This window comes from Geminicoccus roseus DSM 18922 (assembly GCF_000427665.1).
GTDB classification, from domain to species: Bacteria; Pseudomonadota; Alphaproteobacteria; order Geminicoccales; family Geminicoccaceae; genus Geminicoccus; species Geminicoccus roseus.
In genome coordinates this window covers 1,274,388-1,289,029 of record NZ_KE386572.1, presented here as the reverse complement: position 1 = coordinate 1,289,029, position 14,642 = coordinate 1,274,388, and the positions used below count along the sequence as shown (strand labels likewise).

Here is a 14,642-nt window from a genome sequence, read left to right as displayed (position 1 = left end):
GTCTAGGATCGCCTACTGGAAGGTTTCAGGTTGGCAAAGCAGCCATCCGCGACTGCAGAGCTTCTGCTTGTAAGACGCCCGCAGGCCGATGTTTTTCGAGTTAACTATCTACTGACAATTCTACCATATCGTTCGGGCGAGGCTACTCTACCGGCCAGAATGAAGTGTGCTATGCTGCAGAACAGGCGCTATGAGCTTCCGGAGCCGAACGAGGGCATTTGATCATGCAACGACTGACTTCCCCCAGCATTCTCTGCATCAGTCTTGCTGCGACCGCGGTAGCTCCCGGTGCCTTGGCCCAGACCTCGGAAGCCGACGCGCCGGTCCATCCGCTGAAAGAGGCCTATTTCGGCGAGTAGCACGTCCATACGGGCGTGTCGATGGACGCGTTCATCGCCGGCAACCGCCTGACCCCGGACGATGCCTACCGCTTCGCCAAGGGCGAGGAGATGATGGTCAACGGCAGCCTGCACAAGATCAAGCGTCCGCTCGACTGGGTTGCGGTGACCGACCATGCGGAGTTCATGGGCGAGGCCTACAGCCTGATGAACGAGGGCGCGCCGGGCTATGACAACGAGGTCGCTGTGGCCTTCCGCGAAGCGCCGGACCTGGAGACGGCGCTTCGTCTCTACAACCAGTACGTGCTGGTCCCGCTGGCCGGCGGCGGTGACCCGCACCCGGCATTCTTCCAGGGTACGGAGGCGATCAAGACGACCTGGCAGAAGAACTTCGAGGCGACTGAAACGCATTACCAACCTGGCACCTTCACCACGATCCATGCCTATGAATGGACCTCCGCGCCCGGCGGCTCGAACCAGCACCGGAACGTCTTCTTCCGTGATGCCAATGTGCCCGATCTGCCCTTCTCGGCGAATGAGGGCGACGATCCCGAGGAACTCTGGGCCTGGATGCAGGCGCAGCGCGATGACGGCAAGCGGGTCTTCGCCATTCCGCACAACTCGAACGAATCCAAGGGGCTGCACTTTGCCGAGGCGACGCTTTCGGGCGTGCCGATAGGCGTTGATTATGCCACCGTCAGCGCCAGCATGGAGCCGCTGGTCGAGATGATGCAGGTGAAGGGCAATTCCGAGGTGGTGCCGAACTTTTGGCCCAATGATGAGTTCGCCGATTTCGAGAACGCGGTTTCGATCCAGCGGTTCAGCGGCCGGGGGTTCATCAAGGAAAACTTCGTCCGCTACGGACTGGGGCGCGGCATCAAATACAACGCCGATATCGGCGTGAACCCGTTCAAGTACGGCTTCGTCGGCGGCACCGACAGCCATAATGGCACCCCCAGCAATGTTGAAGAGGACAACTACACGGTGGGCAGCCACGGGCTCGCCGACCGGACGGCAGAGGTGCGCGCGCAATCGGTGCTCGAGGGCGAGATGCTGATCTCGGATTCGAACCCCGGCGCGCTGACCGCCGTCTGGGCGGAGTCCAACACCCGCAGCGCCATCTGGGACGCGATGCTGGCCAAGGAGACCTTCGCCACCAGCGGCCCGCGCATGAAGGTGCGCGTCTTCGCCGGGCAGGGCTTCGCCGAAAGCTACGACAGCTATGACGCGATGGTCACCGACGGCTACGCAAAGGGCGTGCCCATGGGTGGCGACTATGCCGGCGTCGAGGCTCCGCAGTTCCTCGTCTGGGCGATGAAGGACCCGATCGGCCCCAACCTCGACCGGATCCAGATCATCAAGGGCTGGTACGAAGACGGCGAAATGAAGGACACGGTTTACAACGTCGCTGCTTCGGGCGACCGGCTGCAGGCGGATGGCAGCGTGACGTCGATCGACGCGCCGATCGACATGGCAACGGGCGAGTTCAACACCGAGAAGGGCGATCCGGAACTGATGACGGTCTGGACCGATCCCAACTGGGATCCGCAGCAGGAGGCCTACTACTACGCCCGCGTGCTGCAGCTGCCGACCGCGCGCTAGACGCTATACGACGAACTGCGCGAAGGGGTCAGTTACGCCGAGGACGTGAAGCGCGAGATCGTCGAACGGGCCTGGGCCTCGCCGATCTGGCACGAGGTGAACTGAGGCCCGCAATGCTGAGACAGATCGCGAGGGAGCCGCTTGTCCATTTCGTGGCGCTGGGCGGGCTGCTGTTTGCCGCGTGGTCGTGGGTGGCCCCGCAGCAGGCGGAGGGGCCGGGCGACGAGGTCATCCTCCTCGACCAGGCGCAGCTCGACTACCTGGAAACGCTCTGGACGGCGCAGTGGAAGCGCAAGCCCTCGCCGCAGGACATGGCGGCGATCGTCGACCGCCACCTGCGGCAGGAGGTGTTCTACCGCGAGGCGCTGCGCATGGGACTCGACCACGACGACCAGATCATCCGCACGCGCCTTGCCCAGAAGATGGAAGCGGTTGCCAGCGATCTCGGCACATTGATGCAGCCGCCGACGGCGGACCAGTTGCGAGCCTTCCACGCCACGCGACCAGACCTGTTCACCCTGCCGCAGTCCTTCGCCTTCCGCCAGGTGCTGTACCTGCCGGCCGAGGCCGACGACGCGGCGCTGGAGGCTACGCTTGCATCTTTGCGTGAGGGCGGCGCTGTGCCCGAGGGCCGGCGGAACAAGCTGTCCGTGCCGCTGGACTGGGACCTGATCCCGGCGCAAGACGTGGAAAACGCCTTTGGCGGCGGTTTCGCGGCGTCGCTCTCCGAACTGCCCGTGGGAAGCTGGTCGGGGCCAGTCCGCTCGGGGCTCGGCCTGCACCTTGTGCAGGTTACCGAGCGCCAGCCGGAACGGCTCGTGCCCTTCGAGGAGATCCGCGACGTCGTCGCCCGGCAGTACGAGTATTACACCGTGCTCGACGCGCAGGAACGCGTGTTCCGCGAATTGCTGGGCCGCTACGAGGTTCGGATCGAGGCCGGGGCGGTACCCGAGGCGGTGCGACAGGAGTATGTCGGGCGATGATCCTGCGCCTGATTCTTGCCCTTGCCTTCTGCTTGCTCACGCCAGCCCTGGCGGCGGGACATGAAATCCGCCCTGCCTTCCTGCAGATCGACGAGGTCGCGTCGCAGCGCTACGAGATGCTGTGGAAGGTGCCGACCCGCGGCGGCCTGGTGCAGGACATCCGTCCGGCCTTCGATCCGGGCTTCACCCTGACCCAGCGGCCAGGCGAGACCATCGTCGATGGCTTCGTCATCTTCCGTTACAGCCTTGCGGGCGACACGGAGCTGCCCGGCACCACATTGCGCATCGACAATCTCGACCGAACAACGATCGACACGCTGGTCAATGTCGAGCTGCGGGACGGCACGCATCACAGTTTTCTGCTGCGGCCGCGCGACAGCGCCGTGACGATTCCCGAGGCACCCTCCGCCTGGGCCGTGGTCCGGACCTATTCATGGCTGGGGATGCAGCACATCCTCGAAGGCGTCGATCACCTGGCCTTTGTCGCCGCGCTGATGCTGGTCGTGCGCGGCTGGCCGATGCTGCTCAAGACCGTGGCCGCCTTCACCGTCGCTCACTCGATCACGCTTGCCCTGGCTACCCTCGGCTATGTCACCCTGCCGCCGCCCCCGGTCGAGACGCTGATCGCGCTCAGCATCCTGCTGGTCGCCGCCGAGGCCATCCACCTGCGCCGGGGTCGCGCCAGCCTCGCCACCCGCTGGCCCTGGGTCGTCGCCTTCGCCTTCGGCCTGCTGCACGGGCTGGGCTTCGCCGGGGCGCTGAGCGAGATCGGCCTGCCGCAGCGCGACATCCCGCTTGCGCTCCTGTTCTTCAACATCGGCGTGGAACTGGGTCAGATCGCCTTCATCACTCTAATCCTTATCACCCTCGCCGCCTTGCGCCGGCTGACTCCCTTGCCGAAGTCCGCGCCCGCCGCAGCGGCCTACGGCATCGGGACCATCTCAGCCTTTTGGGTGTTCGAGCGGCTAAACGGGATGTTCTTCTGAGGTCGGCCCAGGCCGGGCTTCCCCACCATGATGACGTAAATCTCGCCTGAGGTGGGGCAGCCCGAAATCGCCAAGACCGGCGGGACCAGCCGCGGCCGGACGATCTATGCCGCGGTGGCGGGGCCAGGCGGATGCTGTGCCTGCACATGCATGATGGTCCGGTGGGGCTGCATGAGAGTGGCCCGGTGACAAAAGCAGTCTCCACCTGATTGTCGAGATTGAAGGTGTTCAGGTTCTCGTTGTTCCAGGACGAGCCGCAATTGGCGAGCGACGGGTTGGAGGCGTTCAGCAAACTGAAGTAGAGGCTCTGGTAGTCCCCGTCCAACAGGAGGTAGCGAACGTTCTGGCGGAAGTTCCAGTGATCGTTGAACCGGTGCTGGAACTCGTAGCCGATGCTCGCCAGCGTCCGGTCGGAATCATCAAAGTCCGGCTTGCCAAGATAGGTATGGCTGGAGAGCAAATTTTTTTATATGTTGGCGTGTATTGGTTGAGCAGGCCATAATAATTCATTTCTGCATCGACCTCAGCAGTAGCTTGAACCTCGGATGGTCACGTAGCGGATCGAGGTCGGGATCCTGTGCCATCCATGCCTTCCGATCGTTGCTGGCACGCGGAATGACTTGCTCAAGCAGTGCTAGCGCTTCATCGGCATTGCCAAGCAATGAATGTACGCAGGCGACGTTGTACTGCGTGTGCAAATCGTCCGGCTCGATCGCGAGCGCACGCGCCGCCCAATACCGCGCGCGCTCGGCGTCTCCCAAAGCGGCGCTGGACGTTGCTGCGCTGTATGCCGCCGTCGCGTTATCCGGTACTGTTCCAGGACCCGCTGCGCCCGTTCCAGGCTGGCACGATAGGCTTCGCGCGCCTCATCATCGCGTCCTAGCTTGTGACAGATTACCGCCACAAGGAGACTGCCGCGAAACCCTGGCATTGGCCCTGCTGCTGTGATCAGAGCGCGGAGCGGCCGATGGTGCACAAGGCGGCGGGTCAGGTGAGCCTGGTGAGGCGCTTTTGCCGGCAGCCTTTGGCAGCAACCAACGTCTGAAGCGGATCAGGGAGCAGGTCGACTGGCAGCCGATCGAGGCGATTTTGGGATCGACGTGCAGAGCACCGACGGGGCGGCCCGCTTATCCACCGCTGATTTAGCTCAAGGCCTTGCTCCTCCAACAGTGGTACCCTCTTTCGGATCGTGATCTCGAAGAAGCCCTGGTCGATCGGCTGAGCTTCCGGCGGTTCTGTGGCCTGGGTCTGTAGGATGCGATGCCGGACGCAACCACCTTGTCGTGCTTTCGGATCGAATTGGCCGAGGCAGGTTTGGCGGAGATGGTCTTCGACGCCTTGAACCGGCGGTTGGAACAGGGTGGCCTCTTCATCAAGGCGGGCACCATGATCGATGCGACCTTGGTGGAAGCCGACGTGAAGCGACCGCCCATGCGCGAGGGTGAGGTGTCGGAGCGGGACCCTGCCACCGGCTTCACCCGCCGAGGACAACGCAGCTTATTCGGCTACAAGGCACATCTGGCCGTGGATCAAGGCACCGACCTGATCCGCAAGGCGATCCTGACCAGCGCCAACATCGGCGAGAGCACTGCCGCCGATGCCCTTATCTGCGGCGACGAGGCGGCGGTGCTGGCCGACAAGGCCGATGAATCGATGACGCGGCGAGAGGCCTTGGCCGCCATCGGCATCGTCGACCGGATCATGCACCGCCGGCAGGCAGGCAAGCGCCAGCCGAATTGCACCAATGGATGAACGTCGCGATCACGCCGCTGCGCGGCCAGATCGAGAAGGTCTTCGGCACCATGAAGCGACGCTACCTCTACCGCCGGGTCCGCTACCGCGGGATGATCCGCAACCGCTGCCAGCTGTGGCTGCTCTGCATGGCCATGAACCCACCAAGAGCCGGTCAGCTCACCGGCTGAATGGGCGTCAGAACGCACAATGGCGACCAACTTGGCCTCGCCGGTCCACCTGTGCAGGCGGACAGCCGTGCCCGGCATTGCGGCCGCGCCTAATACCCAACTCATCCGTGCCGAAGCGAGGCTTTCGCGGCAGTCTTATGAGGCCATCTCAACGTGGCCGGCCCACGACGATCAGGCTCTGTCCCCAGGTGACAAGTTCGTCTTTGCCGTCGTTGTCCACGTCAAACATCAGCGGAAAGGCGGCCCACTGGTCGTACTCGGTTTGCCCGACGACGTGTTCGACCTTGGATCCCTTGAGGTTCCAGTACCAGTCGGTGGAAAGAAGCTTGTCTCCGTTGCCGTTGAACACCTGGCCGAACATGGAGACGATCTCGTCGGTACGCGTGTCGCCGTCCAACTCGGCGTTCTGCATGGGGACGACCCGGGCCTGGATCTTGCGCACGAGCTTGCCGTTCGCATCGAGAACATGCGTTTCCGTCGTGTTCGATCCTCGCTGAGTTACTGTCACGGACAGCGGCTTAGGTGCGGGCTCCAGTTGGGCTATGGACAGCTCCTGAGGGTTCGGGATCGTCTTGGAGAAGCCCCAGAGCCAGTTGCAGTTGCTGGCATCGAACGCACCGCCGCCGCTAGCACCGATGGCCACCGCCACAAGCCGGGACGATGCAGGATCGAGCTTGGCCACCCGGATGGCATCGACATGATCGCCAGCGGACCAGCCCTTCAGGGTGCAGCGGATCTTGCCATTGAAGTCGAGGGCATACTTGCCGGCAAAGAAGTACTCCTGGTAGCCGTCGTTGTTGGCGTCCACACCTGCGGTGTGATGGCCTGCATGGCAGGTATCGGCGTGCCAGAGCTGTTTGAGGTTGGTGTCATAGGCAACCACCCGGACCCAGTTGTCGATATAGTTCTTGTTGTTGCACTTCCCGCTGCCGCCCGGCTGCTGTTGAGACACCAAGATGATTGGTTTTTTATCCGACTGCTTCCGATAGGCTGCGATCAGGCAATGACTGGAAGACGAGACACTTTGGTCGGGCAGGCTGATCCGCCGGATTTCTTTGCCCGTCGCTCCATTGCGCTGCACCACCAGCTTGGTCGATCCGGACTGCCAGCAGTGCAGGACATCGTCCTTGTTATCGCCGTTCAGGTCCATGATCACGGCAGCGTCGCGATGAGTGTAGGCTCCGGTGGTTATCCTGCGGCCAGAACTGTTGATGATCTGCCAGATCTTGTTCCCCTGATTCCCATAGAGCCGCATGATGCGGTTTCCGTTCCAGTGCAGGAATTCCGAGGTGCCGTTGCCATTAAAGTCCAGTGGCAGCACGCTTGAGTAGTTGTTGTCGAGTGCATTTCCATCCAGCTCGATCTTCCGGATTATATCCACTTTGAGCGAAGACTTGCCGCTCGCAGACGAGCCGGCGTGGGCGACTGGAACATAGTCCATGCCGCGGTGAGGGGTCCGGTGCAGAAGGACACGGTCCAGCAGGCGCATGTCCAACCCATTCTCATCGGCGCGTACTCGCTTCTGTGTCGTGACAGAAGCAATGGAAACTACCAGCAGCAGAGTCGCAGAAAGAACGGTGGCTTTCTTCATCTTTCTTTCCCGAGCCGTCGCACGCCATTCAACGTATTTAAGAGGTGGTGGCGTTAGATCTTGCATGCCTCCCAGTAATTTTGTCGCGTGTGCTCACAACCCCCGGATCGTCTCGAGACGAGATCCTATTTCCGGATACGTGATAATAAAGCTATGTTGTCGAGTGCCGCACGGGAATAGCCGCGGTGTTCACCATATCGAATATGAAAATATGTTAATAAATTTGCGTGGATATTTCATTGCATCTTCGGGGTGACGCCTCGGCATAAGTCTATGAGACGATTAGTTTTTGTATATCCGGAAAATTCCTTGTAAATTCTCACTGCTGCCAAAGGCGACGTGGTGCGGGCGTGCAAGCATCACCCTCGTGAAAGCCTGCCGGGAGGCGAGCTTGTAGATCTGCTCGCATTGTCAGGTTTGCGGGGCGGCCACGGCGCGCTCAGGGAGCTGGGAGATCCTCATGACCCAGGCGGCCTGCCAGGGCCGGTGAGCCTGAGCGCCAGAGGAGGTGCGAATGCCCTACCGGTTGCCGCCGTTGGATGCCCTGCGCCTGTTCGAGGCAGCAGGACGGGGCATGGTGGATGGATCGTCAGGCGAGCGTGATGTGGCCCTGCTCCTGGATGAGCTGGGAACGGGACAGGTGAGGGCGGTGCTTAATGGAGCCCTGACGACGGCGAAGGAGGCCCGACATGCCACGAAGCAAAGAGCCGAAGATCCCGGACCAATTGCTAGCTGGGGCCGATCCGAAGAGCGCCTTCGACCCGAACGGGCTGTTTGATGAGCTGAAGAAGGCTCTGGCCGAGCGGGCGCTGAACATCGAGATGGATCATCACCTGGCGTCCAAGGAGGCGGACACCCCCCGCAACGCGCTACGGCCGCAAGACGGTCGTCACCGACTTTGGCGAGATCGACCTAGTGGTGCGAGTTAGAGATCCGCTTGCACCTTGGGCAAGTCGGGAGATGGTAGCGTCCTTGGAGGAGGCTGCCATGGCTCATGGACCGAAGGCGATGGCACTTAAAGGGGCTGCGGCCGAACGGGTGGCGCTAGAGAATATGGTTTGGCACCGCAAGGTGGGACAGGCGCTGGCTTAAGCGTGCTCGTGTGGTGCTAGCCTATGGCGAAAGTCGGAGGCCGCCAATCTCGGGGTTGCCAGGGCGCTGGGGGTGAGCCGACCGACGGTGGCCCAATGGCGTCGGCGTTCTGCGCTGCATCGGCTGTCGACCCTGCTCGGGTTGGACAGGGTCGAGGCCATCGAGATCTTCGACCGGTCACCGGGCTGCAACTCGGAGACCATGTGGCTCCAGGCACCATGCAAGAGCTTCCGACCAATGCCGTACCGCATAGCGGACCGGCCCTATTCTCAGATGCGATCCGTCGCCACCGCGCGGGCCCATTTGCACGCTGATCCGGTCACCGAGCTGGTCGGCCGCAGCCCGCTGTAACTCCCGGAAATAATGCCGATCCGGCTGCCAAACGCCAAACCGATGAGGCCACCGATCACTTGCCAAGCGGGACGGCTGGTCGGAGAGCTTAACCGAGCTTTGCGCTGCCACACGACATGATTTTGGGAGCTTTCCAGTTGAAGAAGAAATTCCGTTTCGAAGACTTTTAATCATCATGCACCGATACATGTGGAAAATTGGGACAATGCGATCATATCGCGATCAAAGCTCTCGCTTGATCTGGGCTTCTGCTCGAATTGTCATGACATGACCTGGAGCTTGTGTTGCATTGCGGCGGCCTGCTCGCACGGTAGGTTCTTGGCACTCAGGATAAAGAGGGACGCCAGGTGACGGACGGTCTCACGGTCGCGCTGCGCCAGGCCGAGGCTGCATATGAAAACAGCCTCGGTTTCTTCCTGATCGACGAGAGCGACGAGCTTGTCGATGTTCAGTTGCTCTTTTCGAACACCGATACCGCAACGACCCCGCTGGGCACGGAGGTGACGCTGGATGGTGTCGGTCCGGAGGACCGCTACGGCTTCTTCCTCCTGCCGGACGGCTTCGGCCAGATCGAGCAGCTGGCCGACGCGCAGGGCGAGTTCGCCCTGGTGGACTCGGTGACGGGCGAAGCTGCATCGCTTCATGGCGACCACCCGCTCAATCTCACCTTCACGCCGGCGGGCGGCTCCTCGGTGACGCTTCAGGGGCCGGTGTTCCTGTCGGTCGACCCGGCTTCGAGCTTCGATGCGGCTGCGCTGCACGAGGGCGGCCAGGATCAGGCACGCATCGAGAACCTGGCCGACGGTCGCTACCGTGTCGCCTTCGAAGACCTGACGCGCGGGACCGGCCGCAGCGATGACGACTTCGACGATGTCGTGGTCACGGTGCGGCCGTCGGAAATGCTGGCCGTCAGCTCGTCGCTGAGCTCGGACAAGTATGAGTGGGATTCGGGCCAGTCGGTTTATTCGAACGTGTCGGCTCACAACGTGGCTGGCGACCGGGACTTCGTGATCTTCTCGACGCAGGAAGGCATCTACTCGCTCGGCTGGGACAGCTCCACCGGCCAGTTCGCGAGCGATGCCTACCGGGTCGTCACCGGTACCGACGCCAGCGGCGATATGTCGACCTACTACCGCTACGTCTATGCCATGGATCTGAACGGCGATGGCAACGACGACCTCGTCGCCTTGCGCAACGCCAACGATCCCACCCAGCCCGTGGTCGACGTCATGATGGGACAGGCGGCCAGCGCGGACTATGCCTACTTCTCCTCACCCGTCTCCCACACGCTGAGCCTCGACACGTCGTCCGATCACTCCGGCCAGACCTACTCGCTGGACGACCTCGCCTTCGGCGACGTGAACCGGGACGGGCATATCGACGTGCTGATCTCCGGCATGACGGAGTACAGCAAGACGTCGAACAATGGCGACGGCGAGGATCCTCCCACCACGACCACCTATTCCTCGGGCATCCTGTCGATCGGGCTGGGCGACGGGCAGGGCGGCTTCAGCTTCCCGAGCCCGGCGCAGGAGACCTATGCCAGCGTGGCCGGCGAGGACGCGATCGGCTTCATCAAGAACGTCGTCTCCCGCGTCACCGCGGCCGACTTCAACCAGGACGGCTATCTCGACGTCGGCCTCGGCTACCACAGCTCGGTGACGTTAGTCGCGGACGCCCATGTCCAGGTGGTCTTCGGCGATAGCGACCTGACCGACGGCACGCCGACCTACGACTTCACCAACAACCTGGTCGACACCGGCCATACCGGGCCGCAGGACGTCCTGGCGGTCGACAGCATGCACGGCAGCCTGTTCCGCAACGACAATGGTGGCCGCACCATCGGAGGACTGGGCGAAGAGGCCGACTTCTTCCTGGCGGTGGCGACCGACAGTTCGTCGCACATGATCGACTTCGGCAGTGACCGGACGATCGAGAGCGACACCGACATCGAGGATACCCCGCGCGGCCCCATGGGCGATGCGGCCGACCTGAACGGCGATGCCCAGGCCGACGTCGAGTACCTGGATGGGGACTCGTCAATCATCTTGGATGGCTATGACTGGAACAGCCCCTCGAGCAGCGAGACCCACACGCCGGACTACACGTTCGGCTCTTCCCACCAGACAGGCGCCTACGGCGACCTGAATGGCGACTCCAGGCTCGACTGGATGGGCGTCAACAACGACCACCTCTACCAGTACATCAACGTCACCTAGATTGTGTCCCGGACCTGCCGGTGTGATTTTCAGGGCTGGATGCCGCCTCGCCGACCGTATCCGCCGGATGGTTCGGACGGATGAACGGGCGCTGGTGGCGGCCCGGCGTCATCTCGCTGCCGGAGGACGCCGGGCAGCGCGAGCACCCGCTAGGGCAAGTGTTCCACGGTCTGCGCTGGCTGGTCCGTCTGGGCGTGGCCTGGCGCACCATGTCTAACGCCTTCCCGCCAGCAATGCGGAACCTCGATCTGACAGGGGGATGCCAGCACAGCTGACAGCGCGCGCGGTCTACGACCAAGCGCAGCACGACGCACAGATCGTGCACCAGCATCCCAAAGCAATCTGGTGCCATCCGCGTCGCACGCAACAACGTCGACTTCAAGAAACATCAAGCGGGCTGGCCGAGCCCGCCAGTGCCTGCACTGGCGCAAGGCACTGCAGACATCCTTCAGGTTTGATTGCGACCTGTAGCCTCGATGAGGTTGTCGCGCAGGTTGGAGACAGCCTTCTGCAGCTTGGCAAACTCCTCGAGCGGCAGGCCGGTCTGCTTGACGAGGGTCATGTTCAATCCCTTTTCCCGAAGTCGGCGGCCCGCCTCGGTCAAGCTCACCCGCACCTGACGCTCGTCTTGGGGAACGCGCCGACGAGTCAGGTAGCCCATGGCCTCCAGCTTCTTGAGGATGGGGGTGAGCGTGTTGGACTCGAGGAACAGCTTCTCGCCTAGTCCGCCAACCGTCTGATCGTCCTCCTCCCAGAGCGCCACGATTGTCACGTACTGGGTATAGGTGAGACCGAGCTTCTCCAGGATTGGCTTATAGGCACGCCCATAGGCGAGGTTGGCCGAGTAGATCGCAAAGCACAGGAAGTCGGCGAGCTTCGGACTCGCAGGGTCGGTCGGATCGATGGGCTTCATGGTTGTCCTCAGGCAGCACTCGCTGAAAATATATATCGCATACGATCAGATCGGAAGCTTGACATTCTGCCCATCAAGCTGCAAGTCATGCAACGCATACGATATGATCGTACGCGACCTTCGCTAGAGAACGCATCATGACCCAAAGCAAGAAGGTACTGTACACCGGCAAGACGCCCACCTCTGCTGTCCGTCTGGACGTCGCCCTGTTGTCGCCTGCTTCAAGGGCAGCGGCACTCATCCAGAGCAGATGTTCGTTGCCAGATGGTCGGCCTGCTTCATCGGCGCGATGAGCCTAACGGCCAGCCAGAAGAGGATCGCCTTGCCGCCGGATTTCGCCGTCGATGCCGAGATGGACCTGGGCATGGCTGGTGACGGCTACTTCTTGCAGGTCCGTTTTATCGTGAGCCTGCCGGATGTGGAGCGCGACGTTGCTCAGACCATCCGCGGCAACGTCGGCGTCACGATCAACCTGATCTGAATGCATTAGGCACCCGACCTGATCCTTGGAAGAAAATACGATACTATATCGTATGCGATTATATCGGATAATGTAGTCGAACTGGAACATGGAGGAGACGCAAGCATGTCGCGCACACCCGTGGGCCAGCTGCACCGGCAGACCCAGCCATGACAGAGACGGATCGCCATCCTGGTGCCGAGCTGGACCTCTGTCGGTTCCTGGCGCCTCGGCAGCCACTGCCGTCATTATCGCCAGTGTCGCCGTCACCCTGCCGACCTGTTCATTGGCTGGCCCAAGGCCCAAGGGGACAGTCTACGCTCGATGAGATCGCGAACCTGACCTGACTGCCGCCGAGCTTAGCGATGGGTACCGTAGCTGCGGGACCTAGCCCCACGCATCGCTGCATATCCCCTGACGGATCTGCTCCATGACCCTTATCGTCCTGGCCTACCTCGCTGGCGTCCTCACGATCGTCAGCCCTTGCATTCTGCCGGTCCTGCCGTTCGTCCTGGCACGGGCGGGCCAGCCGTTCCGGCGTAATGGCCTGCCGATGCTGGTGGGCATGGCGATCACCTTCGCGACGGTCGCCAGCCTGGCTGCTGTGGCTGGCAGCTGGGCCACTGAGCTAAACCACCACGCTCGCATGACAGCCCTGGTGCTGATTGCCTTCTTCGGCCTGGCGCTGATCTTCCCCGCCTTGTCGACATGGCTGACCACGCCGCTCGTATCGCTCGGACAGAGGCTGTCGCATGTGAACAGCCGGCGGAGCGATACCAACGAAGCGGCCTTGGGCACATCGGTTCTGCTCGGTGTGGCGACGGGCCTACTCTGGGCGCCCTGTGCCGGACCAGTGCTCGGCCTGATCCTGGCGGGTGCTGCGCTCGGCGGACCCACGCTCAAGACGTCACTGCTCCTGCTGGCTTATGCGTCCGGCGCGGCGACGGCCTTGGCTGCAGCGCTCTTGCTCAGTGACCGCCTCATTGGTGGGATCAAGCGCAAGCTGCATCTCGGCGACAGGCTGCGCCGCGCTCTTGGCGCCGCTGTCCTGGCGAGCGTGACCATGATTGCGCTCGGCCTCGACACTGGCGCCCTCACGCGCATCTCCTGGGCCGGGACCTACGGCACCGAGCAACGGCTGATCGAGTTTCTCCGGCCCGTGGTCGGGGGCGAGCCTGACGGTACGTTCACATCAATCAGGATGGGAAGGGCGCCGCCGGCAGCACCGCTGTTTGGCACGGCCCCCTGGATCAACTCGTCCCCTCTGACGAAGGAAGACGTGAAGGGCAGGGTCGTCCTGCTCAACTTCTGGACCTACTCCTGCATCAACTGCCTGCGCGCGCTCCCCTATGTCCGTTCCTGGGCCGAGAAGTACCGGGACCAGGGTCTGGTGGTGATCGGTGTGCACACGCCGGAGTTCGCCTTCGAGAAGAACGTTGACAACGTGCGCAAGGCCGCGACCTTGCTCGGTGTCCACTACCCCATCGTCATCGACAATGACTTCGCCATCTGGCGTGCGTTCGGCAACCAAGCCTGGCCCGCACTCTACGTCATCGATGCAAAGGGTCAGGTGCGCCATCGCGTCCTGGGGGAGGGGGCCTACGACCAGTCGGAACGGCTGATCCAGCAGTTCCTGTCCGAAGCCACGGGCGCGCCTGTGGTCGACAGCATCACCACCATCACCGGCGAGGGTTCACAGGCCGCAGCCGACGGAGCGAGCCTGCGTTCGGCAGAAACCTATCTCGGCTATGCCCAAGGCCATGATTTCACTTCGCCAAGTGGAATTCGGCAAGATGTTCCTACGCTCTATCAGTCCGTAGAAGTGCCGCTCCTCGGCCGGTGGAGTCTGGGCGGCGTGTGGTCGGTCGGAAGCGAGTTCGCCACGCTGCACGATGTTTCCGGCAGCATCACCTATCGCTTTCATGCACGGGACCTGCACCTCGTCCTGGCTCCCCCCTCGCAAGGTCAGCCGATCCGATTTCGTATCAAACTCGACGGTGCTGCTCCCGGCGCCGATCACGGTACCGACGTGGACGCCGAAGGTTGGGGCAACGTCCGGGAAGCACGCCTGTACCAGCTCGTCCGGCAGAAAGAATTAATCGAGGACAGGGTCTTCGAGATCGAGTTCCTCGATCCCGGCGTCCGCGCCTATGCCTTCACGTTCGGATAAGGCAGCGCTTGGCCT

Annotated in this window: 10 protein-coding genes and 3 pseudogenes; 10 read left to right on the top strand and 3 right to left on the bottom strand. The window is 62.5% G+C overall.

The genetic code is table 11. The annotated features are described in order from the left end of the window. Positions 1–371 precede the first annotated feature (371 nt). From GEMRO_RS28180 to GEMRO_RS0107200, 3 genes and pseudogenes are all read left to right on the top strand, one after another. A pseudogene (locus tag GEMRO_RS28180) lies at positions 372–2,045 on the top strand (DUF3604 domain-containing protein); the annotation flags it as partial. Positions 2,046–2,053: 8 nt separating this feature from the next. Beyond that, positions 2,054–2,923: a peptidyl-prolyl cis-trans isomerase gene (locus tag GEMRO_RS0107205; RefSeq protein WP_027133455.1), complete on the top strand. Its 870-nt coding sequence runs from the start codon at positions 2,054–2,056 to the stop codon at positions 2,921–2,923. Beyond that, a complete protein-coding gene (locus tag GEMRO_RS0107200) occupies positions 2,920–3,909 on the top strand; it encodes a HupE/UreJ family protein (RefSeq protein ID WP_027133454.1) in 990 nt (329 codons plus the stop codon). The genes GEMRO_RS0107205 and GEMRO_RS0107200 overlap by 4 nt, the downstream gene beginning before the upstream one ends. A 506-nt stretch (positions 3,910–4,415) precedes the next feature. Here GEMRO_RS0107200 and GEMRO_RS35935 read toward each other — a convergent pair. Continuing rightward, positions 4,416–4,670, bottom strand: a complete 255-nt coding sequence (locus GEMRO_RS35935; protein WP_169728333.1) for a TPR end-of-group domain-containing protein — start codon at positions 4,668–4,670, stop codon at positions 4,416–4,418. A 394-nt stretch (positions 4,671–5,064) separates the two neighbouring features. On the opposite strand from GEMRO_RS35935, the gene GEMRO_RS35930 reads away from it, so the two are divergent. Genes GEMRO_RS35930 through GEMRO_RS33335 form a run of 3 tightly spaced genes read left to right on the top strand, consistent with a single transcriptional unit; the run spans position 5,065 to position 5,831 of the window. After that, a complete protein-coding gene (locus GEMRO_RS35930) occupies positions 5,065–5,163 on the top strand; it encodes a transposase (RefSeq protein WP_084506647.1) in 99 nt (32 codons plus the stop codon). Positions 5,164–5,169: 6 nt separating this feature from the next. Next, complete coding sequence (locus GEMRO_RS32475; RefSeq protein ID WP_051328785.1) at positions 5,170–5,661, top strand: transposase; 492 nt, start codon at positions 5,170–5,172, stop codon at positions 5,659–5,661. Then, positions 5,646–5,831: a transposase gene (locus tag GEMRO_RS33335; RefSeq protein ID WP_240476624.1), complete on the top strand. Its 186-nt coding sequence runs from the start codon at positions 5,646–5,648 to the stop codon at positions 5,829–5,831. The genes GEMRO_RS32475 and GEMRO_RS33335 overlap by 16 nt, the downstream gene beginning before the upstream one ends. Before the next feature lie 148 nt (positions 5,832–5,979). Here the strand turns inward: GEMRO_RS33335 and GEMRO_RS0107185 are convergent, their stop codons facing one another. Continuing rightward, positions 5,980–7,422: a hypothetical protein gene (locus GEMRO_RS0107185; RefSeq protein WP_157505497.1), complete on the bottom strand. Its 1,443-nt coding sequence runs from the start codon at positions 7,420–7,422 to the stop codon at positions 5,980–5,982. A gap of 689 nt (positions 7,423–8,111) precedes the next feature. On the opposite strand from GEMRO_RS0107185, the pseudogene GEMRO_RS34130 reads away from it, so the two are divergent. Continuing rightward, positions 8,112–8,343: pseudogene (locus tag GEMRO_RS34130) on the top strand (IS256 family transposase); the annotation flags it as partial. A gap of 869 nt (positions 8,344–9,212) precedes the next feature. Then, on the top strand, positions 9,213–11,084 hold the full coding sequence (locus GEMRO_RS0107170) for a hypothetical protein (protein WP_027133450.1): 1,872 nt from the start codon (positions 9,213–9,215) through the stop codon (positions 11,082–11,084). Between the two features lie 448 nt (positions 11,085–11,532). Here GEMRO_RS0107170 and GEMRO_RS0107160 read toward each other — a convergent pair whose 3' ends face one another. Next, positions 11,533–11,997, bottom strand: coding sequence for a MarR family winged helix-turn-helix transcriptional regulator (locus tag GEMRO_RS0107160; RefSeq protein ID WP_027133448.1), 465 nt, complete (start codon positions 11,995–11,997; stop codon positions 11,533–11,535). Positions 11,998–12,134: 137 nt separating this feature from the next. Between GEMRO_RS0107160 and GEMRO_RS28170 the strand changes: the two are divergent. Together GEMRO_RS28170 and GEMRO_RS0107150 are read left to right on the top strand one after the other, a co-directional pair. Further along, positions 12,135–12,478, top strand: a pseudogene (locus tag GEMRO_RS28170) (OsmC family protein). 409 nt (positions 12,479–12,887) lie between these two features. Next, positions 12,888–14,627, top strand: a complete 1,740-nt coding sequence (locus GEMRO_RS0107150) for a cytochrome c biogenesis protein DipZ (RefSeq protein WP_027133447.1) — start codon at positions 12,888–12,890, stop codon at positions 14,625–14,627. Positions 14,628–14,642: the final 15 nt, after the last annotated feature.